Here is a 23809-nt window from a genome sequence, read left to right as displayed (position 1 = left end):
TGGGCGGTCGCGTTGGGTGGGGTTGCGGGGTGGCGGCCGGATGAGGCGGGAGCTGAACGCCGGATGAGGCGGGAGGTGGGGTTCGGGGTAGCTGCGGTGCGGGGGCGGGCCGGGGTGCGGCTTGCGGTTTGGTCGTTGCCGGAGATTCTGCCCAGCGCGTTCTACGGGCTGGCTGTGGCGCATGCGACGGACGGGTTTCTCGGGGGCCGGGTGAGTGTGGGGCTCGCATGGTTGGGTGGGTTGCTGGGTGCGGCGGTGCTGGGGGCGGTCGGGGCTCGGCAGGTTTATCGGCGGCTCGGTGAGTTGGTTGAGCCGGTGCGGGACGAGTTGGTTCGCAAGGTGGTGTCGGGAGCGCTTCGGAACGCTCGGGCGGACGGGGCGGTGGCGCGGCTCAATCGGCAGGTGGAGATTGTGCGGGACACCTTCGCCGGGCTGGTGCTTGTCGTCCGGAGCTTTGTGGTGACTGCGATCGGGGTGGTCAGCGGGTTGTTGTCGTTGTCGCCGTTGGTCGCGGCGCTGGTGGTGCCGCCGTTCCTGGTGGGTTTCCTGCTTTCCTTCGGGATCTTGGGGCTGGCGGCCGCCCGGGTGCGTGCCTCGTTGCGGGCCGACGAGGAGTTGGCTACGTCGGCCGGGATGGTCTTTGCGGGGGTACGCGACGTGACGGCCGCTGGGGCTGAGGAGTTCGCCGGCGGGCTGGTCGGCGTACCGGTTGAGGCGCAGGCGGCGGCGGAGCGGTCGCTGGCGAAGGTGGCTGCGCTGCGGACCCTGTGCTTCGCCATCGGTGGTTGGCTGCCGCTGATCGTCCTGCTCGCGACTGCACCCTGGCTCGTCGGCCGCGGGGTCTCCACTGGAACGGTGCTCGGTGGACTGACCTATGTGTTGCTGGGGCTGCAGCCGGCGCTCAACACGGTGATGTCCGCGCTGGGGGACAGCGGGCTGCGGTACGTGGTGACCTTGGGGCGCATCCTCGACAGGAATTCGCTGCCGGAGTACAGGGCGGTCACTCGGCTGCCCGAGGGGCATGAGGTGCAGTTGCGGCGCTTGTCCTTCGCCTATGGACCGGCAGCAGAGCCGGTACTGCGCAACCTCGACCTGGTGGTCCCAGAGGGGGATCACCTCGCGGTGGTCGGCCCGAGTGGGATCGGCAAATCCACGCTCGCGGGGCTCATCTGCGGACTCCTGTCCCCGACCGAGGGGGAGATCCGGCTCGGCGGCGTACCTCCGTCCTCGCTGGGCGCCACCGACCTGGCTGCTACCCGTGTCGTCCTTCCTCAGGAGGCGTACGTCTTCACCGGTACGGTCCTCGAGAACGTGACCTACCTGCGGCCGGACGCCACGGCACTGCAGATCTCCGCGGCGATCGATGCGGTCGGTGCGTTCCCGCTGGTACGCCGGTTGGGCGGGCTGGCGGCTGAGGTCAGGCCGTCCGAGTTGTCGGCGGGGGAGCGTCAGCTGATCGCGCTCGCTCGGGCCTACCTCTCACCCGCACGCCTGGCCGTCCTGGACGAGGCCACCTGCCACCTCGACCCTCGGGCCGAGCGAATCGCCGAGGAAGCCTTCGCCGCCCGCCCCGGCACGCTGATCGTGATCGCACACCGGGTCAGCTCCGCGCTGCGCGCCAACCGCGTCCTCGTCCTCGACGGCAGCAACGCCACCCTCGGCACCCACCAAACCCTCCTCCACCAAAGCCCCCTGTACGCCGAACTGGTCGGCCACTGGAACCCGAACGATCAAGCCCACCCGGTCGGCGAGGAGCAGGTCCGTTCGGCGGGGGACGGTCAGATCCAGCCGGCGTTCTGAGCTTTGCGGATGGCTTCGATCCGGCTTCTGGCTCTGGTCTTGGCGAGGATCCGGGACAGGTAGTTGCGGATCGTTCCGGCGCTGAGGCTCAGGCTGCGGGCCACCTCCTGCACGGTCGCACCAGTGTCGATCAGCAGCAGCACCTCGCGCTCCCGCTCGGTCAGCGGGCTGCCACCCGCCCGAAGCGCGACCAGCGCCAGACCCCCGTCGAAGACCGGCCGTCCCTCGGCAACTCCCCGGACGGCATCGACCAGGTCGTCCGGCGAGATGTCGGTGGCGATCACTCCCACGGACCGGGACTCCTTGGCCACGGTCAGGGCCAGCGAGATGGAGGTCGTCTCCTCCCGGTCGATCAGCAGCAGGACCGGCTGCCCGTCGAGGCGGCCGCACAGCTGCGGGATCCCGAGCCTGCCCGGCAGCAACGGATCGAGCACCACCACCAGCCGCGGGTCCCCGGCGCAGAGCGCGAGGATCTCGTCAGCGCTCTCGTACTCCGCGATCACGGCCAGATCTGGTTCTCTGCTGAGCACCGCGGCGAGAGCCCCTCGGACCAACTTGCCCCGGTGCCCGATGACGAGTCGGATCACCACTACGCCCCCCTGGCGAGTCAATCATCGGTGCGAGCCCGGTCACTGACAGCAGCCGGGCTCTACTGGATCGGTCACCGATAGTGTCCCCGCAGACCCCGCGCCTGTCACCAGCCCAGCCCGAACTTCCGGACACGGTCGGGCATCGATGCCACCCGACGGCCGAACTGTGCCCTTTGATGCCTTGACAATTCGCCGGAATCCCTGCCCCAGCACGCGTTTGAAGCGGCGGTGAATCCACGCCGAAACCGTTGCTGCCAGCAACTAGTCGCAACAGTCCGCCAGATGACCCGGGAGGTGGTTGAGACTGGCTGGAAGTACACCATCCGTGGAGGGACGTCCATGAGTGAGCTGGCAAGCGGAGCCTTCGTCGTCGAGCGGGCCGACGGTCGCGACGACGGTGAGGACTGGACCGAGAATTACGAAGAACTGCCCGGTGGGGTGGGCGTCTCGCTGATCTTCGAGTCCACCACGAAGGAGGGTGTCGGCCCTCGCCTGCACCTGCACCACTACCCGGAGACCTTCATCATCCGGCGCGGGTCGGCGACCTTCACCGTCGGCGACGCGCAGCTGGTCGGCCGGGCCGGGCAGATCATCGTCGTACCGGCTGAGACGCCGCACAAATTCTCCACCGGCCCCGGCGGCTACGAGGCGATCCACATCCACGAGAATTCCACCTTCGAGACCGTCTGGCTCGAGTAACCGCCCCAGGGAGTCATCGTGCATCGCCTCACCCGGCTGGTCGTCGTCCTCTTCGCGGCAACCGCTCTCCTCGCCCCTGCGACCACAGCGTCGGCCGCCGCTCCTCAAGCAGCAGGCACGCAGCATCGACCGTCGTGTTCTGTGGTCTGGTTCGACCTCGGCAACACCCTGGTGGACACCTCGGTGCCCGGCCGGATGACATGGATGCCCGGAGCGCTGCGCCACTTGTGGCTGCTGCGGAGCGTCGGCGTACCGGTCGGCCTGATCACCAACGTGCCGCCGGAGTGGGGTGCCACCGACGCCGAGCGGGCCGCCGCGACCAAGGCGTACGTGAACTCGTCCTGGGCCGAGTCGCAGCCGTTCCCCTGGGAGTTGTTCGGCGACCGGATCCTGACCCCGCGGACCAAGGCCGAGTCCAAGCCGGCTCCCGCCCTGTTCGAGCGCGGCCGGGACGCGGCGGCTCCCTGCCGGTCCTTCTACGAGGGCGAGACCCCCGGTGAGATCACGGTGGCGGAGCAGACTGGGCTGACCGGGTACTTGATCGGCCAGCCCAACCGCCCCGCCTACCTACCTGTATGGCGCGTATTGCTGCCCTGAGTCCGTCAGCTGGGGAGAGCGTCTTCCAGCCCGTCGAGGATGGCCCGACAATCGCGGAGCAATGTCGGGGCATCTACGGCGGTCAAGAGGAAGACGCCCAGCCAGTTGCGTGAACCGCCGGACGGGTCGAACTCCGGAACCCGGGTCCCAGTCGGCAGCATGAAGGCCGGCACCGGCTCCACAGTGCTGCCCGGGGACAGCAGGCTCGACCAGTCCACTTGCTCGGGATGCCAGAGCGGCTGCGTCTGCCACGGCGTACCGGCCGAATCAGCAGGTACGACCGCGACGGACGCAGCGGCCCGGCCGCCGTCGACCAGCATCGCCGGCGGGTAGTCGACCTGCTCGCCGAGCTGTTCGCGGATCAGCATCCCGATCGGGTCCAGGTCGAAGACGATCTCGGCCTGCCGGGTGGTCAGCAGACCGCCGAAGCGGGCGCCGACCTCGATCACCACGAGTTCGCCGTCCGCACGCAGCTTGAGCTCCGTGTGGGTGCCGCAGGTGTCGAGCCCGAGAGCGTCGACCGCTCGCCGGGAGACCTCCTCGATCCGCCGCTGCAGCTCCTCCGGCAACACGCACGGCGAGGTGCTGGCGACCTCGATGTACGGCGGAACGGTCGGCAGCTTGGCCGTGATCGCCAATGGATGGTACTTGCCCTTGGCAACGATGCCTTCGACGCTCAGGTAGTCGCCGTACCCCGGCTCGGAGTACCAGCCCTCGGTGGTGCCGTCCATGATCTCTTCGACCAGCCGGTCGGCATCGGTGTTCTGCTCGTACAGCTCGTTCATCCCGACCTGTCCGCCCAGCTCCAGCGCCTGCTCGATCTCAGCCCAGGCGTTGGCGACCTGGTCCTGCGACGTCAGTACGAGCTGGGCCACGGACCCTGCGCCCCAAGCCGGCTTGAGCAGCAGCGGCGGAGTCAACGCGGCCAACGCGCCCTGAAGGTCTGCAGCGGAGTCCACCCGGCGGAAGCGGGGGATCGGTACCCCGGCAGCCTGCCAGGCCTGCCGCATCAGCCGCTTGTCCCGGGCCACCCGGATGCCCGGCCCCGCACCGGCGAGTCCCAGCCGGTCGGCAGCGTTGGCGACGGCCAGTACTGCGAACTCCGACAGCGTGAACAGCGCATCCGCACCCAGCGAGCGAGCATGCGCGACGATCGCCTCCACCACCGGCTCACCTGGCGTCAGCCCACCGGGGTGGACGGTGATGCTGGTGCAGCACGGCTCCCAGATCTCCTTGCCGGCCTCGGGCAGCGGCGATAGCGCGAGCACATGCAGCTCGCCGCAGGCCGCGATCCGGGGGAACGCAGTCTCCAGGGGAGCGCCGCCTTTGACGTAGACATACAGGATCTTCTTCACGCGACGCTCTCCTTGACGGCCGCGCGGTCGCGGCTCCGATTGACGAGTACGGCGAGAATGACCATCGCCACGGTGACTGTGGCCGCGAGCGCGACGAGGAAGCCCGCCATCGCGCCGCGGGTGAGAAACGCGCCCAGGATGAACACCACAAGGGCGCAGACGGCGCGGTCGGCCAGCGACTCGACGGACAGCAGCGTCGCCCGTCGGGCCGGCTCGGTGATAGCGGAGTTGACCAGCTTGCGCTGCACCGGGAACGCGAGCCCGGACGCGAGCGAGAACACCGCGAGACAGACCATCGTGCCGGCCAACCCCAGTGGGATGACCGATGCGAGCGCAACTGCCATCAACACGGTCAGTACGAGCACGACCCGGACCTGACCGAAGCGAGCCAGTACTTTGGAACGCGCGGCGCCCGCGACCTCGAACACGGTCGTCGCCGCCATCAGCACCCCGAACCAGTGCAGCGGCAGGTGCTTCGACTCAAGGATCGGCTGGAACAGGTTGGCCTGCCCGATCCGGACCAGCGTGAAGATCGCGATGCCCTGGGCCATCAGCAACATCAGCCGCTTGGACTTCATCAGCGATCGGAGCGCACCGGCCAGTGCGGGTAGTACTGGCTCGGCAGCCGCAGGGTCCTCGGCGGTTCGGGGTAGAGCAGGGAAGCCGAGGGCGATCACAGCTGCGATACCGCAGGTCACCGCCGACATCACATACGGAGAAGGACCCCACCAGGCCGTCAGGAAGCCGGCCGCGGGGAGACAGGCGATCCGCCCGATCAGCGTCCACGCGCGAGCCGAGCCCTCGGCACCCTGGTACGCCGCGTCGTTGCCGGTCCGATGCAAGTACTCATACAGATAAGCACTTCCGGCGCCGGAGAACAGCGAATGCGCCAACGCGATCAGCAGGAACTGGGCCAGGAACCCGGCGAAGGTGGGCTGCCAGACCGGGATCACGTTCGCCACCACGAGGATGATCGCGCCACCCTGCAGGCAACGCCGGTAGTCGAACCGGTCGGCGATCATCCCGGTCGGGATGTCGAGCAGGCAGAACGCCAGGTAGAAGATGCTCTGGATCGAGAAGATCTCCTGGTCCGACAGCCCGGCGGACCGCTGGAACACGTAGAAGACCGGCAACCACCACAGCAGACCGGCGAACAACTGGAAGGCGTTGTAGCGGCGGATCACCCGCGCCGCATCGGGGCTGGCGGCGGTCACGCGGCGAGCTGGTACGGACGGCACTGCAGCAGCACGATCCGGTCGCCGTCGACGAGCCACTCGACGTCCACCGGGGCGTCGACGGATCCGTCGGTACCCGCGAAGTGGGCCTGGAGCAACCGTCCGATCAGGGCGAGCCGGCCGAGTGTCGCCTTGGCCTGATCGTCCACGTCGGCCGGTTCGGCGCCCATCGCGACGGTGCGGCTGCCGCCCTCCATCGTGTTGTAGAGGTGCTGCAGTGGGTCCCGAGCACCGGACACCACGTCGTCGACCGAGTTGCGGGCGAGGTTCAGTAGTACGGAGCGGAAGTCGGTCCGGTCGAGCGGGTTGGTGGTGACCATGACTCCGCCGAGCGCGCCGTCGAGCTGCTGCTGGATGACGACTCCCATGAAGCAGTCGGACAGGCCGATACCGGCCTCGTCGCGGAGCAGGACGCCGCGAGTGGTGACGAGCGAGGCCCAGACCCGTTGGATCGCGTGGATCACGTCCTCGATCGACTCGGCCTCGGGGACCGACTCGTAGATTCCGGCGGCGGAGAAGCCGATCAGGTCCTCGGCGTTCGACGAGCTGCGGACGACGACGCGGCCGGCGCCGGTCAGGTGGCGCAGTACGGAGTCTTCGATCAGCGTGCGCAGCTCGGCGGGCAACGGGGTGTCGCGGATGAGGGCGCCGAGCTCGGCGCACAGTCCATCGATCTCGCCGCCGAGGGCGAGCGCCATCTTGAGCTTGCCGATGGTCTGCTGGATCGCCGGCGACGACTCCAGGAACTGCTGCTGCAACGCGAACGGCAGGGCGATCCCGCGCGGTACGACGACGTGCTCGCTGACCATCCGCTTCGCGGTTTGGTCGAGTACGGCGGTGTCGGTGCCGGTCGTGTCGAGCTGCCGGGCGAGGTACTCGAGCAGATGCGGACGCGGCGGCCTCGGCTTCTCGTAGAAACCAAGCCAGTAAGGCGATCCGTCGCGCAGTACGGCGATCAGCTCGCCGAGGTTCGCGGCCTTGGTGCCGAAGCGATGCGCATCGGTGGAGCGCAGTTCGTCCAGCGGAAGGATCTGGGCCGCGGCGAGGTCGGGCTTGCCGATGTCGACCTGCGTGACCGCCCAGGGCGGGCCTGCGTCGACGGAGTCCGGCCGGGTGATCGCGCGTACTGCGAGTTCTGGCGCGGACTGGTCGACAGTCAGCTCGACCCAGGTGCCGTCTAGGTCGGCGAGGCTTTGGAGTGCGCCTTGCTGGATGGCGTTCGGGATGCCCCAGCCGGCGGCGAGCACGTTGGTGTGCGACAGGGTAGTGGTGTGCTTGGCGTTGATCAGCCCGGACACTCGCGGGATGTCGTCGGGCATCCGTTCCATCACGAGGATGTCGTGCCAGCGGACGGGATCGATCGTCGTGCGGTAGGCGCCCTCGTCGGTGAAGACGCGCAGGCGGCCGGTCGTCGTACCGGGGTTGAGCGGGACGTACGGCGCGGTGGAGTACAGCTCGTGGGCCAGGATCAGCGGTGTGGTCGTGTCCTGCAGGAAGCCTTCCTGGAGGTGGTTCGCAGGCTTCAGCAGCACCGGCACCGCATCGTCGATGAGGGCGCGGACGGTGCGGTAGAAGGTGCCGAGCAGGTCGGGGCCCATCGTGTCGACCTCGACGGTCTCCAGGGAGAAGAACAGGCCGCCGTGCTCCGGCCGGTCGTGCAACGCGAGGGTGCCGAGCAGGAAGCGCCGGTCGCCGACGCGGTACACGGAATCGTTGAAGGCGTCCAGGTTGCGGGCGAGCTCGGCCCGGGTCATTCCGAGGATGCGCTCGGCGACGTACTGGACGTGCAGCATGCGCTCGGCACCGTCGATCAGGTGGACCGTCGAGGTCTCCTGGTCGAGGACGAGCTTGACGTAGGGGTAGCCGGCGACGGTGGTCGCCAGGCCCGAGAAATCAGCCAGGGTCAGGCGATCAGCGGGCAGAGCGGGGACGATGGCGGCCAGGGCGGAAGGGGCGGGAGCGGTAGGCACGAGGGATCACAATAAGGTCAATACGGACACTCACGGTAGTTTCTCTCACCCTCTGTGAGCACTATCACGCAGCGCTAATAGTTGCCTTTGGCATCATTCATGAACGCTGAATCGATTAACTCCTGACATGCTTTCTGTGTAGTAATGCACAATCAAATGCTAATCTGTGCAGATTATTGCAACGAGGGGAGCGATCGTGTCCGGTGTCTTTCTGGGGGTCGACGGTGGTGGCACCAAGACCGCCTTCGCCCTGGTGTCCGGCGCAGGTGAGGTGCTGGCGAGCACGGTGGGTCCCAGTTGCTATTACCTCGGGCAGGGCATCGAGCTGGTCGCCGACGTGCTGCGCGAGGGTGTTGAGTCCGTTTGCGGCGCAGCCGGAGTACCGGCTGATCAGCTGGCGTATGCGTTCTTCGCGTTGCCGGGATATGGCGAGGTCAGCGCCGATCTGGAGACGCTGAATTCGATTCCTGGTCGAGTGCTCGGGCATCAGCGCTACAGCTGCGACAACGACATGGTCGCCGGCTGGGCCGGGTCGCTGGGGGCGATCGACGGCGTCAACGTGATCGGCGGGACGGGGTCGATGGCGTACGGCGAACGCGACGGCCGTGGGTTGCGGATCGGCGGCTGGGGTGAGCTGTTCGACGACGAGGGCTCGGCGTACTGGATCGCTATCCGTGGTCTGAATGCGTTCGCGAAGATGTCAGACGGCCGGCTGATCCCGGGGCCGTTGCTTAAGCACCTCGCCGAGCATCTGCAACTCGCCTCGGACCTGGACCTCGTCGACGTGGTCCTGAATCGCTGGCAGGGCGACCGGGCTCGCATTGCATCCCTTGCCCGATTGGTCACCGCGGGCGCCGCGGACGGCGACGAGGTCTGTACTGCGATCCTGCGTGAAGCCGGGCAAGCCCTGGCCGACTTGGTGAAAGCCGCGATCACGCAACTTGGCTATGCGCCCGGCGAGGTCGTACCGGTGTCGTACTCGGGCGGCGTCTTCACCAGCGACGAGGTCCGTACTGCCTTCCAGCAGCACCTGGCCGACGCATCGGTCGACCTGCGTGACCCGATGCTGTCACCAGTCCTCGGCGCGGCGTTGTATGCGGCCCGATTGGCCGGCACTCCATTGACCACCGAGTCTGTCGCCAAGTTGGTCGCGATCAGGTAGCTGGCCAGAGTGCTCTGAGGGCGGCCGGGGTGTCGGCGACGGCATCCGGGCCCAGAAGTGCCAGTTGCAGGAGATGGCCGACGAGTACGCCGATCATCACTCCGGCCAGGGCTTCGGCTGACGGTTCCGATGGCAGGGCCGTCGTCTGCTGATGGCGGCTGACGACATCCGCGAGGTCGGATCGCAGCGTCGAGAGCAGTTGGCCGAAGGCAACCCCGATCCGCGGATTGCTGAGCGCCTCCGACCAGGCCTGGACTCCGATGCCGGCCAGTCCGCTGTCCTTGTTCTTCTCCGAGATGAGCTCGACGGCCGCCGCGAGAACGGCCCCGAGGGAGTCGCCCGGGCGCCGGGCGGTGACCGTCCGGATCAGCTCGGCGACCTCCCGGATGTTGTCCTCGGCGATCGCCAGCACGATGTCTTCCTTGCCGGGGAAGTACCGGTAGACCGCTCCGGAGGAGAGCTTGGCCTCGGCGAACAGGTCCTGCATGGAGGTCGCGTGGAAGCCGTGGCGGAGGAACGCCCGGCGTGCGGCGGTGAGGATGTGTTCGCGGCGAGCATCGCGGTAGCGGTCGGAAACCTTGGGCACGGTCCGAGTATAGTACAAAAACGAACATGCATTGTCGTTTGGCGAGCCGGTTGGCGCGGCGCGCCGATCCGCTCGATCGAGAGGCACAGAAATGCCCAGGAATCCGCTCATCAAGCACCCGCCGTGGCGGCAGTTGCTCATCCTGTCGGTGCTGGCCCCGCTGGTGGTCAGCCTCGCTGTGCTGATGTTCACCTGGCCGGCGGCGCGGACGGGCGCCCGGAGCCTGCCGGTCGGCATCGTCGGTACCGGCGCAGCCACCCAGCAGACCGTGCGGACCCTGGCGACCGTCGCCCCCGGTGCCTTCGAACTGCACCTGTACGCCGATGACGCGGCGGCCAGGTCCGCGATCTCCGACCGCGAGGTCTACGGCGCCTTCGAGATCTCGTCGCGCCGATTCACCGTGCTGACCGCCAGCGCGGCCGGCCCGGCCGTAGCTCAGTTGCTGACCACGACGGCCGAACGGTTGTCGACGAAGGCTGAACCGTCGCTACCGCCGGTGGCCGGGTCGGCGGTCCAGGATGTGGTGGCGACCTCGGGCGACGATCCCCGTGGCGCGATCTTCACCGCCGCGATGACGCCACTGGTTCTCGGCGGGGTGATCCTGGCCGTGTTGGTGGCGGTGCTCGTCGGGTTCCGGCCCGCGTGGCGTGAGGTCGTCGCACTCGCGTTGGTGTCAGCGATCACCGGGGTCGGGGTGCATCTGGTGGCGCAGGACTACGTGGGTGCGCTGCCGGGCGGGCGGATCGAGACCTGGGCGGCGTTGTCGCTGATGCTGTTCGCCATCAGCAGCTTCGTCGCCGGTCTCGCCGCGCTGCTCGGACCAGGTGGAGTCGCGGTGGGCGCGATCGGGATGGTGTTCGTCGGCAATCCGTTCTCTGCGGTCAGTTCGGCGCCCGAACTGATGCCAACAGCGGTGGGCGAGCTCGGCCAGTTGATGCCGCCGGGCGCGGGCGCGAATCTGCTCCGCAGCGCCGCCTACTTCGACGGACACGGAGCCGCACAGCATGTCGTAGTACTGGTTGTGTGGAGCTTGCTGGGTATCGCGGCTATCGTCGCGGGCCATCGTCGGTCTGCCCGGCGACAGGCGGCGCGGCACCGGACAGACTTGGTTGCCGATGGCCCCTTCCGTGAATCGGTGCCGGCAGAGTCGGGGTCGAGCGTTGACTGTCACAGCGAGGGCGGCCACCCTGTCGAAGTAGGTGAGGATCGGCGAGAGTTCGCGGAGGAGGCGACGGTATGAGTCGGCTGCGTCGTTTCGGGTTCGGCCGCAATCCCTTACGGCGAAGGGTGGACAGGCTGGAGTCGACTGTGCTCCTGACCGCGCTGCTGGTCGCCCTGCTGTCGATTCCGGTCGCGATGGTTCTCGGTACGGCGGTCCGCGATCACCAGGATGCGTTGGCCAACGAGGAGCGGGCCGGGCTCCAGCAGGTCACCGCACGAACCCTCGAGGACACCGCCACCCTCGTGCCGACAGCGCCCGGGCAGATTGCCTCCGAGGTTCGGATCGCCTGGGTCGACGCCACGGGTGTGTCCCACGAAGGTCGGGCGGATGTTCTGATCGGTACCCGGGCGGGCGCTGAGCTGCCCATCTGGCTCGACCGCTCCGGAGCTATTCACCGGGCACCCCGCGAACCGGGTGACTCCACCGCTATCGGTGTAGGCGCAGGGACCGGGCTGCTGATGCTGGTGTGGGTCATCGCCTGGGGCCTGTTCAGCCTGGCTCGACGGTCCTTGGATCACCGTCGTGATCAGGCATGGACGGCCGAGTGGGAGCAGATCTCTTCCCGCTGGACACGCCACTAGCTCGAGGAGAGTTGCGTCCCGGCGCTGCCCGCTACCACCGCGGTGGTGTCGTCGAGGGAGCCGATGGCGGCTCGGCCGGAAGCTTCGGTGACGAACTGGCGGGCGGCGGCGACCTTCGGGCCCATCGAACCGGGTGGGAAGGTGTGGCCGGCGATGTCGGCCAGGGTGATGTCGTGCAGAGCACGCTCGGTTGAGGTGCCGTAGTCGAGGTAGACGGCCGGTACGTCGGTGAGCATCACCAGCAAGTCGGCCTTCAGCTCCGTTGCCACCAACGCGGCGACGTAGTCCTTGTCGACGACCGCCTCGACGCCGGTCAGGCCATCGGGTCCCTCGGTCACTGGCACGCCGCCCCCGCCGGCGAGGATGACCGTGGTCTGATTCCGCAGCAGGAGCTCGGCTGTGTCGAGTTCGACGATCCGCTGGGGTTTGGGGGAGGGGACCACTCGCCGCCAGCTGTTGCCGTCGCGGCGGACCGTCCAGTCGTTCCGCTTGGCGAGCTGGTAGGCCTTGTCCTCGGTGTACCCGCTGCCGATGAACTTCGTCGGGTGCTCGAACCCGGGGTCGTCGGTGGCGACGACGGCCTGGGTGATGAGGGTGACGACCGGGCGGCCGAGGCCGGCGTTGCGGAGCGCCTGCTGGAGCCAGTAGCCGATCATGCCTTGGGTTTCGGCGACCAGATCGCTGAGCGGGTACGAGCGCGTCAGGCTCCTGTCCGCAATGCTCTCCAGGGCGAGCAGCCCGACCTGCGGACCGTTGCCGTGGACAAGTACCAGCTCGTGTTCGGCGGCGATCTTGGCCAGCGCGGGAGCCGCCGCGACCAGATGCGCGAGCTGGACGGCGGCATCGGGCTTCTCGCCCCGGCGCAGGAGGGCGTTGCCGCCGAGCGCGATGACAATACGCATGCTTCAGCTTCGCACGCCGGCCGTCAGCCGAGGACCCATCGGAGGGTGCCGGCCGGTACACGGTTCGGCATGTCCAGATCGGGCGATCGTCGCTATCGTCGCCCGGGTGCTGAACGTGCTGGCCGAGCTGGGCTCGGCGACGTGGTCGGTTGAGGAAGCGGTGCGGTACGAGGTCGCGCTGGAGGGCGCGGATCAGGTGATCGGGTTCTACAGCGACTTGATCGCGCGCGAAGAAGAAACCGGTACGCCGGTCGCCGGTTGGCGCCAGGCCCAACAGCTGTGGGCTGTCCGGCGCCGCGAACTGACGCCCCTGGACGTGGACGAGATCGCCGCCATCCACTCCGACGGCGAGGACCTGCTCGCCGACCCCGACGATGACCAACCGGATCTCACGCCCCGGCTGCCATCGCAGCGCCTGCTCGATGACGACGAGAGCGAGCAGATCTTCCGCGAACGGATCATCCCGGACGCGCTCATCGGTACGTCGCAGGCGCAGCCGATCGTCGTGATCGTCATCGGTCAACCCGGTGACGGCAAAGCGTCGATCACCGCCCTCGCACGAGCTGTCCTGAAGCGTCGTGGCCAACCACTCGTGATCAGTCCGGACATCTATGAGCCGCATCATCCCGACTTCCACCAACTGCCCAGCCAACCTGTGGATGCCGCGCGATGGACGGCTGCCGCCAGCGGGTACGCCCGCAGTCAGCGCTACGACGTATTACTGGAAAATCTTGGTGACTTCGAGCAAGCGGCTCGGGAGTTCAAGGACGCCGGGTATCAGGTCGAGGTGGCGATCGTCGCCGCATCCGAGGCGAGCTGCCGTTTCGGCGTACTGGATCGCCATCTCCGCGCCCTGGAGGCCTACGGCTACGGCCGCCTCGCAGATCCAGACCGCGCCCAGCCCGTACTCCGAGCAGCCGAGGCACTCGATCGCGACCAACTCGCCGACCTGGCCGCCGTACTGCGTCCGACCGGCGACCTCCTCTACGGCAACCAGCGAACCACCGACGGCCGCTGGCACCAACGACCAGCCGGCGTTGAGGCGATCACCGCAGAACGCGCTCGCCCTTGGACCGTGCTCGAGTCCCGCCTCTTCCTTGAGGCGGTCTCGGCGTACAAGGACCGCGGTCAGTCGGCGCCGATCCCCGAGATCCGCCAACAGACCGCCGAGAGCGCCAGGGCAGTCACCGCCCTGGCGCGACCTCTGCTCCACCCCGATGCGGTGACGCTACAGATCGCCACCGCCGGGATAGCGAGCCCCTAAGCCCCGTGCTCGTTGGGTTGACGACGCTGGCGACCGGAGAAGTCCTTCACCACCCGGCCCCTGGGGTCGACGACCTTGTCGCCGACCAGACCGCCTCCGGAGCCGGGCGCTTTCTTGGCCTGGCGGCCCGGCTGCGAGCCACCCTTCTCCGGATCCTGCGCCTGCTGCTTGCCCTTACGCCACGCCATCACGGCATCCCTTCGGCGGTAGTGAGGCTGGATGCTATTGCGGCCGGGCGGAGGCGGACAAGACCTCGTTCACCGAGACGTGACATGCGCTCAGTGGTGTGAAGGGCGCATACTGGAGACCTGATGGAGCCTTCCCGCGCGACGACGCGTCGTCACCTGTCCACGAGTCCCTTCAAGCCCCGGGTGCCCGCCCCGATCAAGACCTTCGAAGAAGGTGACCGGGTGTCTCACGACAAAGAGGGCATGGGCACGATCAGCGCCGTCGAGGGCACCCACGCGGTGGTGGTCGATCTGGGCGGCGGCAAACTGCTGCGCGTCCTGTCCCCGTTCGACAAGCTGCACACGCTCTGACCCCTGGGTCCGGGACCCCGCGGTAGGTCTTACTTAGGTAAGGCTAACTTCATGCCATGCGCATCCTGGGGTCCCGCGGCCTGATCCGTTCGTCCTGCTCGTGATCGCCATGGTCGGCCTGGCCGACTGCGGCGACGACGGGACGGATGGCGCCGCCGCCGCGAGCACGTTCGCCAAGGTGCCGACCACGTTCGGTGAGGTGTCGATCCCGGCTGCGCCGAAGCGGGCCGTCGCGCGATGATGGCGGTCGGCTACGGCAGGAGGTGGCAGTTGTGAAGGTGTTTCTGTCGACTGACATGGAGGGGACCGCGGGGGTCGTCGACTGGAGTCAGTGCCGGGGGCCGGGGCAGGAGTACGAGTACTACCGCGGGCAACTGCAGGCGGAAGTGAATGCAGCGATCGATGGTGCGTTGGCCGCCGGGGCGACGGAGTTTCTCGTCAACGACTCGCACTCGACGATGCAGAACTTGCGGCCGGACGAGTTGCATGGGCGCGCGAGCTATCTGTCCGGGCGGCACAAGCCGCTGTACATGATGCAAGGGCTCGATGATTCCTTCGACGCGGCGCTCTTCGTTTCGTACCACGGGTCAGCGGGCGCGACGTCGTCCGTGCTGCATCACACGTACAACCCGCGGGCGATCGCCGAGGTACGGCTGAATGGCGTGGTCACCGGCGAGGCCGGGGTCAACGCGTTGGTGGCGCTGGCGCATGGGGTTCCGGTGGTGCTCATCTCGGGTGACCAGGTGACGATCGATGAGGCGCAACCGTTCTGTCCCGGGATCGAGGCGGTCGTCGTCAAGGAGTCCGTCTCGCACCACGCCGCTCTGTCCGTGCATCCCGAGATCGCTCGGGAGTTGATCCACGACGGCGCGCAGCGTGCATTGGAGAGGCTGTCCGAGTTCAACTTGCCGAGCATCACGCAGCCGGCGGAGTTGACCGTACGGTTCCACAACGAGGCCTTCGCGGAGCTGGTGTGCGCGCTGCGGAACGTCGAGCGGCAGGCCGAGCAGGTGGTTGCCCTGCGCAACGATGATCCGCTGGAGCTCTTCCGCAGCTTCATCGCCATGGTGCTGCTGACGCGAGGCATCGCCGACTAGCGGTAGGGATCGCGATCGACTTCCGTCCGTACTACGGGAAGCGCCGCGCGCAACTCGGGGATCCCGACCGAGCCGAGTGCCAACCGCAGGGCGTGCGGGACCGTGGGGGTCGTGGCGAACGGCTCGGCCGTGGAGACGGCGATGCGTTGGTCAGCCAGGGCTGCCGCGATCCGGTCCGGGCGGGCGTCCTGGGGGAGCGGGAGCCAGACGAAGTACGAGGACGGGTGACGTACCAGCGGCAACCCAGCCAGTACCTCCGCAGCGATCGATTGGCGCAGGCGGGCGTCGGCGCGCTTCTCTGTCTCGAGGCGGTCGACAGTACCGTCGGTCAGCCAGCGCGAGGCGATCGCCGCTGTAATGCCGGGCGTGTGCCAAGTGGTTGCCCGGATGGCGCGCTCGAGCGCCGGCATGAGTGCGGTCGGCGCGACGATGAAGCCGATTCGCAAACCGGGCGCGATGCTCTTCGACAGTCCTGAGACGTAGATGGTGAGGTCGGGCGCGATCGTCGCCAGCGGCGGTGGCTGATCCTCGGCGAGGTAGGCGTACGAGGCATCCTCGATGATCGATACGCCGTGCCGCTCGGCGATGGCGACGAGTTGAGTGCGCTGGGAGCCGTCGAGCACCCAGCCGAGCGGGTTGTGCATGGTCGGCATCGCGTAGATGGCGCGGACCCGGCGACGCCGGCACAACTGGTCGAGTGCATCGAGGTCGGGTCCGGCCTCGGTCATCGGCAAGGGCGCCGGCTCCAGTCCCAAGGTGCGCGCGAGCACGACGAATCCGGGATAGGTCAGCGCATCCACCGCAACCACGTCGCCGGGTTGGAACAGGGCCATCGCCGTCACCGCCAGACCATGCTGCGCACCATTGACGATCAGGACTCGTTCGCGGCCGACGTCGAGTCCCCGCCGGCGCAGATGATGAGCGACCGCGGCCCGATCCTGAGTCCGCCCGCGATGGGGCTGATAGCGCAGCAGCGCTTCGAGATCGCCTGCGGTCGCGAGGTCGCGCAAGGCCTGGCGGAGGAGGTCGGCCTGCCCGGGCATCGCCGGGTAGTTGAAGCTCAGATCGATGGCATCGACCGCGACCTCGCGTTGATCGACGTCATCGCCGGTCGCGGCCGCGAGATCACGCACGAACGTGCCCCGGCCTTGCTCGGAGCTGACCAGGCCCATTGCCTCCAGTTCGGCGTACACCCGCGAAGCGGTCACCACCGCGATGCCCTCGTCGGCGGCCAGCCGGCGATGCGTGGGCAACCGATGCCCGGCCGGCCACCGGCCGTCCCGGAGCTGCGCCGCCAGCGCATCCACCACGCCCTTGTACTTCGGGACTCTCACCGCCGCATTGTATGCAGGACAATTTCTGGATCGTCATGGATCGAGGCTTCTAGCGTCGACCCCATGCACATCGCGATCCTGACCTTCGACGGCTACAACGAACTCGACTCCCTGATCGCCCTGGGCGTCCTGAACCGGGTCGCCGAACCCGGCTGGCGGGTGTCGATCGCCGGCCCGACGCCACGGCTGCGGTCGATGAACGGCGTCACCATCGACGCGATGATCGACCTCGACGAGGCCTGTACCGCCGACGCGGTCATCGTCGGCAGCGGCAGCAAGACCCGCGAGGTCGTCGAGGACCCCGCCATCATGGCTTCCCTGAGCCGTCTCGACCCCAGCCGCCAGCTGCTCGGCGCCCAATGCTCCGGCACCCTGGTCCTCGCCAAACTCGGGCACCTGACCGACGTACCGGCCTGTACCGACCTCACCACCAAGCCGTGGGTCGTAGCGGCCGGCGTCGAGGTCCTCAACCAGCCGTTCTACGCCCGCGGCAACCTGGCCACCGCCGGCGGTTGCCTGGCATCGACCTACCTCGCCACCTGGATCATCGCCCGTCTCCACAGCCTCGAAGCCGCCACAGACGCCATGCACTACGTCGCCCCCGTCGGCGAAAAAGACGAGTACGTGACCCGAGCTCTGGCCAACGTAACTCCCTTCCTGTCGCTCACCTCGGATCGGATGGCGGACATAGTCCAGTGAGGTAGTCGACATCGGTGAGAATCGGTGGGGTGAGCACAGCTGCGGAAGAGTCGTATCGGTTGCGGTATGGGGCGGGCTTCGACGTGCCGGGGGCGTGGAGCGAGGTTCTCGAGCAGCAGCTGGCGCATCGGTCGGTACGCGGGTATCGGCCGGACGCGGTGTCCGACGAGACGCTGGCGGCGCTGATCGCGGCGGCGCAGTCGGCGCCGACGTCGGGGAACCTGCAGCTGTGGAGTGTGGTCGCCGTCCGGGACGACAAGCGCCGGGCGCGGCTCGCACACCTGGCCGGCGATCAGCAGTTCATCGTCGACGCGCCCTTGCTGCTGGTCTGGCTGGCGGATCTGGCCCGGGCTCGTCAGGTGACCACCGAGATCGGCTCGGCGACCGCGGAGGGTGCGGATTTCGTCGAGGCGGCGCTGCTCTCGTTCATCGACGTGGCGCTCGCGGCGCAGAACGCGTCGCTGGCCGCGGAGTCGCTCGGCCTGGGTACGGTCTTCGTCGGCGCCATCCGCAACCGGCCCCTCGAGGTCGCGGCGGAGCTCGGGCTGCCGCCGAACGTATTCCCGGTGTTCGGTCTCACGGTCGGTCATCCGGACCAGCGAAACGAGGCGGCCGTCAAGCCCCGGCTCCCGCAGCAGGCGGTGCTGCACCACGAGCAGTACGCCCTCGCCCCGCAGCGCGCCCACGTCGAGGCCTACGAAGAACTCCTCAACGCCTTCTACGCCACCGCGGGACTGCCGAGCAGCTGGGTCAGTCGAGTGGCTCACCGCTTCGGCAGCATCGAGGGGCTGAAGGGCCGCGAACACCTCCGCACGGCACTCCACACCCAGGGCTTCGAACTCCGCTGACCGGCTGGTTCCGAGCCGGGGGTCAACAAGTGTTCACCTTCGGGTCACCGGCGAGGTAGTGACGTCGCGGGAAGTTGGTGACAACGTGGTCAGGTAGCCCGCCACATTGTTTCCGCCCCGACGGAGTTCGCTTGATGAAGAAGACGTCCCCTGCCGTCCGCGCCCGGGGAATCGAGAAGTACTTCGGTGAGGTCGTCGCCCTCGACGGCATCGAGCTGGAGGTCGAACAGGGGCAGATCCACGGATTGGTCGGGCCGAACGGTGCGGGCAAGACCACCCTGCTCGGGCTGTTGCTGGGCCTCGCGGTAGCCGACAAGGGCAACCTCCAGATCCTCGGTACGCCGGTCGGCCGGGCCCTCGCCGCACCCGAGGGAGTCACCGGTTTCGTCGACGGCCCCGGCCTGTACCCGTCCCTCACCGCCCGCAAGAATCTCGCCGCGCTGGCCGCCCTCCAGGGCCGTGATCCGCGCACAGCCGGCATCGACGAGGTGCTCCACGACGTCGGACTGACCGATGTCGCCGACGACCGGGTCCGTGGCTTCTCGCTCGGCATGCGCCAGCGGCTCGGACTGGCCGCAGCGCTGCTCAGCAAGCCCCGGCTGTTGGTGCTCGACGAGCCGTACAACGGTCTCGATCCAGCCGGCAAGCGGCACGTGCACGGCGTACTGACCCGGCTCGCCTCCGAGGGGACGGCTGTCGTCCTGTCGAGCCACCGGATGGACGACCTGGAGGAGCTGTGTTCCGAGGTCACCATCCTCGCCACCGGCCGCGTCGTCTTCTCGGGTCCGCTGAGCAAGCTGGCCGGCGAGAACGGTGAGCTCGACTATCGGTTGCTCACCTCCGACCACGAGGCAGCGGGGCGAGTGGCGGGCGAGACGGCCGGCATTCACGTCGTCGAGGCGACCGGCGGAGTACCTCAGTCCGGGCTCGTGGTGCGGGCGGAGGTACCGGCTCTGGACGAGTTAGTCGTCCGGCTCGTCCAGGCGGGCGTCGCGATCCGGGAACTCGCTCCCGTGGTGTCACCACTAGAAGCCGCGTTCCTGGCGCTCACCGATCAGGCCGCTACCGACCAGCAGGAGAACTGATGACCGCGACCGTCACTGACGTCGCCGCAGAGCCGGCAGAGCCAACGCCGGCACCGACCGCGGGCCGGGTCTCTGTCGCGCGTGGCTACCGCTTCGAGCTGGTCAAGCTGGTCTCCCAGTGGCGGGTGCGCCTGCTGGTGATCGCCTGCTGGATTGCCCCCGCCGTCTTCGTCGCCGCGGTGAGCCAGCAAGGCTCCCTGCCGGTCGACACCCTGTTCGGCCGCTGGATGCACGCGACCGCCTGGGCGGGACCGCTCGTCACGCTCGGCTTCTCCGGTACCTGGGCACTGCCCCTGTTGACCTCGATGATCGCCGGTGACGTCTTCGCCTCTGAGGACCGGCTCGGCACCTGGCGGCATCTGCTCGTCGCGGTCCGGTCGCCCCGGCGGATCTTCGTCTCGAAATCGCTCGCCAGCCTCACCGTCATCCTGCTCCTGGTGGCCGGGCTGGTCGCCGGCAGCACCGTCGGCGGACTCGTTGCGGTGGGCAACCAACCGCTGATCGGCCTGGACGGTCACCTGCTGTCGTCCTCGGACGCGGCCGGCAAGGTCCTGCTCGCCTGGGCCTGCGTGCTCGCTCCGACCCTCGCGCTGGCCGCCATCGGGCTGCTCGGGTCGATCGCGCTCGGCCGTTCGCCGATGGGTCTGCTGGTACCGGCGATCGTCGCACTGGTGATGCAGCTCGCCCAGATGCTGCCGATCCCGGTCGCCTTCCGGCTCGCCTTGCCGGGGTACGCGTTCATCGCCTGGAACGGTCTGTTCACCAGCCCCACCCAGGTCGGTCCACTGCTGATCGGCATCATCGTCAGCCTGGTCTGGGCCTTGGTCGCGACAGCCTTGGCCTACTTGCTGTTCCTGCGCCGCGACTTCACCAACCTGACCGACGACGGATCCTCCCGCCGGGCGATCTGGCTCGGAGTGCTGCCGCTGGTCGTACTGCTCGGAGTCACCACCGGCGTGATCGCGCCGGCAACTGGCGCGACTGGTTCCGGCATCACCCAGGACAAGGTGCAGCGGTCGGTCGCGACCGCCTTCGCGCACCTGTATCGCATCCAGGCCAAGCAGCTGAACCGGCCCGATGTGACCGAGGAGCAGCTGAACACGACGGCGGCCTGCACCAAGGGCGGCGGCCAACTCGATGCCGAGGGACCGGGTAACGACTGGCGATGCGTGGTGACCTGGCATCTGCCCGGCATCGCGGCCGCCGGCTCGGCCATCTACCAGCTCGACCTCACCCCGAACGGGCGCTACGTCGCAGATGGCGACGGACCGAAGGAAGTCAACGGCTACTTCCTGGTGCAGACACCCGCCGGCGACCAGCCGAACCCGCTCTGGCAGTTCGACGCCAATGTCGAACTGCTGTCCGCAAGTTAGAAAGGAAGCTCGATGCAAGTAACCCGCCGCAGGCGCGAGCAACGGGGCCCCGGCCTCGCCGCTCGACAAGTCGGCCGACGGATCTCACGGGTGACAGCGGGTACCACCGCGGTCGCCGTCGTGGCCGCCGGTACCGGCGTCGCCGTCGCGAAGACGGACATGTTCGGAACGGATCAGGTAGGCCAGGTCACCGACAAGGGTCAGGTCGTCTCCAGCGACCAGTACATCAAGCCGATCGGCGACCGCCTCGTCATCAACAACGGCAAGATCATGTCGTCCGTGGTCAGCCCCGACGGCAAGCACGTCGCGGCCTCGATCACCGACGGCGGGATGGCACTGGCCATCGTCGACCTGTCGACCTGGAAAGTGCAGCAGCTGATCGGCAACAACGCCGCGGCGAACCTGCGCATCCCGGGCAACGACATCGGTCAGGAAGGGCCGACGTACTCGCCCGACGGGTCGCAGCTGTGGCTGGGCCAGACCGACGGCTATCGCAAGTTCACGGTGAACGCGGACGGCAGTCTCGCCAACCCGACGTTCGTCGCGATCCCCGCGGACGGTGCCAAGCACGCGCTGGTCGCGGAGCCGGTATTCTCGGCCGACGGCTCGACCGTGTACTCCGCGGTCAACGGCCAGAACCGTGTCGTCGCCATCGACGCCGCGACCGGAGCCATCCAGCAGAGCTGGGCCGTCGGCAACGCGCCGCGTGACATGGTCAAGGTCGGCGACAAGCTCTACATCAGCAACGAGGGCGGCCGCCCGGCAGGACCCGGCGAACCGACGATCAACTCGTACGGCACCCAGGTACTGGCGTCCCAGGTGACTGCTGCCACCACCAGCGGCACGGTCAGCGTCATCAATCTCAACGCGCCGGGCGCGCCACCAGCGAGCATCGCAGTGGGTTTGCACCCGACCGCGCTGTACGCCAAGGACGGCGCACTCTTCGTCACCAACACCGCGACCAACGACGTGTCGGTCATCGACACGGCCAAGGACAAGGTCGTCCAGACGATCGCCACGCAGCCGTGGCCGGAGGCATCGGTCGGCTACGAGCCCGACGCGGTGACGCTGACCGACGACGGTCATCTGCTGGTGACACTGGGCCGCGCCAACGCGGTCGCCGTCTACAAGTACACGTCCGCGCAGGAGCCGGTCAGCTACATCGGGCTGCTCCCGACGGACTACTTCCCCGCGGAGATCGCCACCGTTGGCGACCAGGTACTGGTCTCCAACACCCGTGGTATCGACGCCCGCCGCCCGACGACGGCTGCCGGGCACGGTACTCACGACACGACGTCGAGCCTGCAGCGGTTCAAGCTGCCCGGGGATCGCGAGATCCGCAACGGCACCGACGCGGTCTTCGAGCAGAACGCCTGGACGAAGGGCTCGGTCCGGGTCGGCCAGGGCAACAAGAAGCCGGTACCGGTCCCGAACCGGCTCGGTGAGCCGTCGACGATCAAGCACGTCTTCATGATCGTCAAGGAGAACCGCACGTACGACCAGCTCTACGGCGACATCCCGGAAGGCAACGGTGACCCCGCGCTCGCGCAGTACGGCGAGAACGTGACGCCGAACCAGCACGCGCTGGCCAAGCAGTTCGGGCTGTACGACAACACCTACGATATCGGCACGAACTCCGCCGAGGGTCACAACTGGCTGATGCAGGCCGACAACCCGGAGTACACCGAGTCGTCGGCCGGTGAGTACCTGCGCAGCTACGACACCGAGGACGATGCCCTCGGCCACCAGCGGACCGGGTTCATCTGGACCGGTGCGCAGGCGGCCGGCAAGACCGTGCGCGACTTCGGTGAGTTCCAGCAGTTCCTCACCAAGCCGGCCGGTGCGACCTGGCAGAACCTGTACTGCGACACGAAGAACATGGCGTCGACCGGTGCGACCACGGCGTACCCGCTGAACTCGTCGTCGCCGATCCCGTCGCTCAACGACGTGTCGGTGCCCGGCTTCCCGAAGTTCGACACCGCGGTGCCGGACATTTACCGCAACGAGATCTGGAAGAAGGATTTCGAGACGAACGGTCCGGCCAACCTGAACATGTTCTGGCTGTCCAGCGACCACACCGGTGGCCCGCCGAACGGAGCTGCCCAGGTCGCCGACAACGACCTCGCGGTCGGCAAGATGGTCGACACCATCTCGCACAGCAAGTACTGGAAGGACTCGGCCATCTTCGTGGTCGAGGACGACTCCCAGGCCGGGATGGACCACGTCGACGGCCACCGGGCGCCGATCCAGATCATCAGCCCGTACGCCCAGCGCGGCGTCGTCGACAACCGGTACTACACGCAGATCACGATGATCCGGACGATCGAGCAGATCCTCGGCATCCACCCGATGAACCAGAAGGACAGCGCGGCGAGCCCGATGACGACGGCCTTCACCACGAAGCCCGACTTCACCCCGTTCACCTACCTGCCCAACCGCACCTCCCTGACCGCGGGCCTCAGCACCGCCAACCTGCCCTCCTGTGGCGCGGACGTTCCCGCGGCGCAGAACCCGGCAGCGGCCCCGGCCCCCAAGGCGACCGTCCCTGCCGACAAGCAGGAGCTGGCCGCCAAGTGGGACACCTGGAAGTCGCAGCAGCGTCTCACCGGCCCGGATGCCCGGGCCGACTTCGCCAACCCGGCCCAGATGAACCACTTCGACTGGTACCAGGCACACGAATGGTCCAAGCCGTACCCCGGCGAGAACCAGCTCTACGCCCCGCAAGACGTACCAGGCGCCGCCATCCCAGCAGCGGAGAACGACGGCTGAGCTGAGCCGACCACCAACGAGGGCCCCCACCCGGCAACCCAGCCGGGCGGGGGCCTTTCGTCGTGAGGAGCGGCCGGTGACAAACAAATGACGCCGCCGTCA

At 68.1% G+C, this 23809-nt stretch carries 23 protein-coding genes; 15 read left to right on the top strand and 8 right to left on the bottom strand.

Annotated elements, in window-relative coordinates; genetic code table 11:
- Positions 1 to 63: 63 nt before the first annotated feature.
- Positions 64 to 1800: an ABC transporter ATP-binding protein gene (locus OHA70_RS34080; RefSeq protein WP_328324768.1), complete on the top strand. Its 1737-nt coding sequence runs from the start codon at positions 64 to 66 to the stop codon at positions 1798 to 1800.
- On the opposite strand, the gene OHA70_RS34075 is transcribed toward OHA70_RS34080, so the two are convergent.
- Entirely contained in the window at positions 1779 to 2387 is a 609-nt protein-coding gene (locus OHA70_RS34075) for a response regulator transcription factor (protein WP_328324766.1), read from the bottom strand. The two genes, OHA70_RS34080 and OHA70_RS34075, sit on opposite strands and share 22 nt — an antisense overlap.
- A gap of 342 nt (positions 2388 to 2729) precedes the next feature.
- On the opposite strand from OHA70_RS34075, the gene OHA70_RS34070 reads away from it, so the two are divergent.
- The gene (locus OHA70_RS34070) at positions 2730 to 3089 is read left to right on the top strand and encodes a cupin domain-containing protein (RefSeq protein WP_328324764.1); all 360 of its coding nucleotides are present in this window, start codon (positions 2730 to 2732) and stop codon (positions 3087 to 3089) included.
- An 18-nt stretch (positions 3090 to 3107) separates the two neighbouring features.
- Complete coding sequence (locus tag OHA70_RS34065; protein ID WP_328324762.1) at positions 3108 to 3686, top strand: hypothetical protein; 579 nt, start codon at positions 3108 to 3110, stop codon at positions 3684 to 3686.
- A gap of 5 nt (positions 3687 to 3691) precedes the next feature.
- On the opposite strand, the gene OHA70_RS34060 is transcribed toward OHA70_RS34065, so the two are convergent.
- The 3 genes from OHA70_RS34060 to OHA70_RS34050 are packed head-to-tail and all read right to left on the bottom strand — an operon-like array spanning position 3692 to position 8246.
- Positions 3692 to 5041, bottom strand: a complete 1350-nt coding sequence (locus tag OHA70_RS34060) for an ATP-grasp domain-containing protein (protein ID WP_328324760.1) — start codon at positions 5039 to 5041, stop codon at positions 3692 to 3694.
- Entirely contained in the window at positions 5038 to 6255 is a 1218-nt protein-coding gene (locus tag OHA70_RS34055; RefSeq protein WP_328324758.1) for an MFS transporter, read from the bottom strand. Before OHA70_RS34055 ends, OHA70_RS34060 begins: the two co-directional genes overlap by 4 nt.
- A complete protein-coding gene (locus OHA70_RS34050) occupies positions 6252 to 8246 on the bottom strand; it encodes a PEP/pyruvate-binding domain-containing protein (protein WP_328324756.1) in 1995 nt (664 codons plus the stop codon). Before OHA70_RS34050 ends, OHA70_RS34055 begins: the two co-directional genes overlap by 4 nt.
- Positions 8247 to 8442: 196 nt before the next feature.
- Here OHA70_RS34050 and OHA70_RS34045 point away from each other — a divergent pair, with 196 nt between their 5' ends.
- Positions 8443 to 9408 carry an N-acetylglucosamine kinase gene (locus OHA70_RS34045; protein WP_328324754.1) on the top strand — a complete coding sequence of 322 codons (966 nt, stop codon included), beginning with the start codon at positions 8443 to 8445 and terminating at the stop codon, positions 9406 to 9408.
- Here OHA70_RS34045 and OHA70_RS34040 read toward each other — a convergent pair.
- Positions 9401 to 9994: a TetR/AcrR family transcriptional regulator gene (locus OHA70_RS34040; protein WP_328324752.1), complete on the bottom strand. Its 594-nt coding sequence runs from the start codon at positions 9992 to 9994 to the stop codon at positions 9401 to 9403. The genes OHA70_RS34045 and OHA70_RS34040 overlap by 8 nt on opposite strands.
- Before the next feature lie 91 nt (positions 9995 to 10085).
- On the opposite strand from OHA70_RS34040, the gene OHA70_RS34035 reads away from it, so the two are divergent.
- Positions 10086 to 11234, top strand: coding sequence for an ABC transporter permease (locus OHA70_RS34035; RefSeq protein ID WP_328324750.1), 1149 nt, complete (start codon positions 10086 to 10088; stop codon positions 11232 to 11234).
- Entirely contained in the window at positions 11231 to 11797 is a 567-nt protein-coding gene (locus OHA70_RS34030) for an Rv1733c family protein (RefSeq protein WP_328324748.1), read from the top strand. Before OHA70_RS34035 ends, OHA70_RS34030 begins: the two co-directional genes overlap by 4 nt.
- On the opposite strand, the gene OHA70_RS34025 is transcribed toward OHA70_RS34030, so the two are convergent.
- Positions 11794 to 12699, bottom strand: coding sequence for a carbamate kinase (locus OHA70_RS34025; RefSeq protein WP_328324746.1), 906 nt, complete (start codon positions 12697 to 12699; stop codon positions 11794 to 11796). The genes OHA70_RS34030 and OHA70_RS34025 overlap by 4 nt on opposite strands.
- A gap of 106 nt (positions 12700 to 12805) precedes the next feature.
- Here OHA70_RS34025 and OHA70_RS34020 point away from each other — a divergent pair, with 106 nt between their 5' ends.
- Positions 12806 to 13963 carry a zeta toxin family protein gene (locus tag OHA70_RS34020; RefSeq protein WP_328324744.1) on the top strand — a complete coding sequence of 386 codons (1158 nt, stop codon included), beginning with the start codon at positions 12806 to 12808 and terminating at the stop codon, positions 13961 to 13963.
- On the opposite strand, the gene OHA70_RS34015 is transcribed toward OHA70_RS34020, so the two are convergent.
- Positions 13960 to 14151: a hypothetical protein gene (locus OHA70_RS34015; protein WP_328324742.1), complete on the bottom strand. Its 192-nt coding sequence runs from the start codon at positions 14149 to 14151 to the stop codon at positions 13960 to 13962. The genes OHA70_RS34020 and OHA70_RS34015 overlap by 4 nt on opposite strands.
- Before the next feature lie 123 nt (positions 14152 to 14274).
- On the opposite strand from OHA70_RS34015, the gene OHA70_RS34010 reads away from it, so the two are divergent.
- The 3 genes from OHA70_RS34010 to OHA70_RS34000 all read left to right on the top strand — a co-directional run bounded on the left by OHA70_RS34010 (position 14275) and on the right by OHA70_RS34000 (position 15599).
- Positions 14275 to 14502 (top strand): hypothetical protein, encoded by a 228-nt coding sequence (locus OHA70_RS34010; RefSeq protein WP_328324740.1) that lies wholly within the window; start codon positions 14275 to 14277, stop codon positions 14500 to 14502.
- 100 nt (positions 14503 to 14602) lie between these two features.
- Positions 14603 to 14743, top strand: coding sequence for a hypothetical protein (locus OHA70_RS34005; protein ID WP_328324738.1), 141 nt, complete (start codon positions 14603 to 14605; stop codon positions 14741 to 14743).
- 31 nt (positions 14744 to 14774) lie between these two features.
- A complete protein-coding gene (locus OHA70_RS34000) occupies positions 14775 to 15599 on the top strand; it encodes a M55 family metallopeptidase (RefSeq protein WP_328324736.1) in 825 nt (274 codons plus the stop codon).
- On the opposite strand, the gene OHA70_RS33995 is transcribed toward OHA70_RS34000, so the two are convergent.
- On the bottom strand, positions 15596 to 16933 hold the full coding sequence (locus OHA70_RS33995) for an aminotransferase-like domain-containing protein (protein WP_328324734.1): 1338 nt from the start codon (positions 16931 to 16933) through the stop codon (positions 15596 to 15598). The two genes, OHA70_RS34000 and OHA70_RS33995, sit on opposite strands and share 4 nt — an antisense overlap.
- Positions 16934 to 16996: 63 nt before the next feature.
- Here OHA70_RS33995 and OHA70_RS33990 point away from each other — a divergent pair, with 63 nt between their 5' ends.
- The 5 genes from OHA70_RS33990 (at position 16997) to OHA70_RS33970 (ending at position 23707) form a co-directional block, all read left to right on the top strand.
- Positions 16997 to 17632: a DJ-1/PfpI family protein gene (locus tag OHA70_RS33990; protein ID WP_328324732.1), complete on the top strand. Its 636-nt coding sequence runs from the start codon at positions 16997 to 16999 to the stop codon at positions 17630 to 17632.
- A 29-nt stretch (positions 17633 to 17661) separates the two neighbouring features.
- Entirely contained in the window at positions 17662 to 18480 is an 819-nt protein-coding gene (locus OHA70_RS33985; RefSeq protein WP_328324730.1) for an NADPH-dependent oxidoreductase, read from the top strand.
- Between the two features lie 134 nt (positions 18481 to 18614).
- Positions 18615 to 19565 carry an ABC transporter ATP-binding protein gene (locus OHA70_RS33980; protein WP_328324728.1) on the top strand — a complete coding sequence of 317 codons (951 nt, stop codon included), beginning with the start codon at positions 18615 to 18617 and terminating at the stop codon, positions 19563 to 19565.
- Complete coding sequence (locus tag OHA70_RS33975) at positions 19565 to 20938, top strand: ABC transporter permease (protein WP_328324726.1); 1374 nt, start codon at positions 19565 to 19567, stop codon at positions 20936 to 20938. The genes OHA70_RS33980 and OHA70_RS33975 overlap by 1 nt, the downstream gene beginning before the upstream one ends.
- 90 nt (positions 20939 to 21028) lie before the next feature.
- A complete protein-coding gene (locus tag OHA70_RS33970; protein ID WP_328324724.1) occupies positions 21029 to 23707 on the top strand; it encodes a bifunctional YncE family protein/alkaline phosphatase family protein in 2679 nt (892 codons plus the stop codon).
- Positions 23708 to 23809 lie beyond the last annotated feature (102 nt).

The sequence above is a fragment of the Kribbella sp. NBC_00382 genome (assembly GCF_036067295.1).
Lineage (GTDB): Bacteria > Actinomycetota > Actinomycetes > Propionibacteriales > Kribbellaceae > Kribbella.
This window is presented reverse-complemented; position numbering and strand designations above follow the sequence as displayed.

Excerpts from the sequence above, each read along its gene's own strand:
- OHA70_RS34080 (WP_328324768.1), top strand. The coding sequence starts at position 64 with ATGAGGCGGGAGGTGGGGTTCGGGGTAGCTGCGGTGCGGGGGCGGGCC.
- OHA70_RS34070 (WP_328324764.1), top strand. The coding sequence starts at position 2,730 with ATGAGTGAGCTGGCAAGCGGAGCCTTCGTCGTCGAGCGGGCCGACGGT.
- OHA70_RS34035 (WP_328324750.1), top strand. The coding sequence starts at position 10,086 with ATGCCCAGGAATCCGCTCATCAAGCACCCGCCGTGGCGGCAGTTGCTC.
- OHA70_RS34030 (WP_328324748.1), top strand. The coding sequence starts at position 11,231 with ATGAGTCGGCTGCGTCGTTTCGGGTTCGGCCGCAATCCCTTACGGCGA.
- OHA70_RS34025 (WP_328324746.1), bottom strand. The coding sequence starts at position 12,699 with ATGCGTATTGTCATCGCGCTCGGCGGCAACGCCCTCCTGCGCCGGGGC.
- OHA70_RS34015 (WP_328324742.1), bottom strand. The coding sequence starts at position 14,151 with ATGGCGTGGCGTAAGGGCAAGCAGCAGGCGCAGGATCCGGAGAAGGGT.
- OHA70_RS34010 (WP_328324740.1), top strand. The coding sequence starts at position 14,275 with ATGGAGCCTTCCCGCGCGACGACGCGTCGTCACCTGTCCACGAGTCCC.
- OHA70_RS33990 (WP_328324732.1), top strand. The coding sequence starts at position 16,997 with ATGCACATCGCGATCCTGACCTTCGACGGCTACAACGAACTCGACTCC.
- OHA70_RS33980 (WP_328324728.1), top strand. The coding sequence starts at position 18,615 with ATGAAGAAGACGTCCCCTGCCGTCCGCGCCCGGGGAATCGAGAAGTAC.
- OHA70_RS33975 (WP_328324726.1), top strand. The coding sequence starts at position 19,565 with ATGACCGCGACCGTCACTGACGTCGCCGCAGAGCCGGCAGAGCCAACG.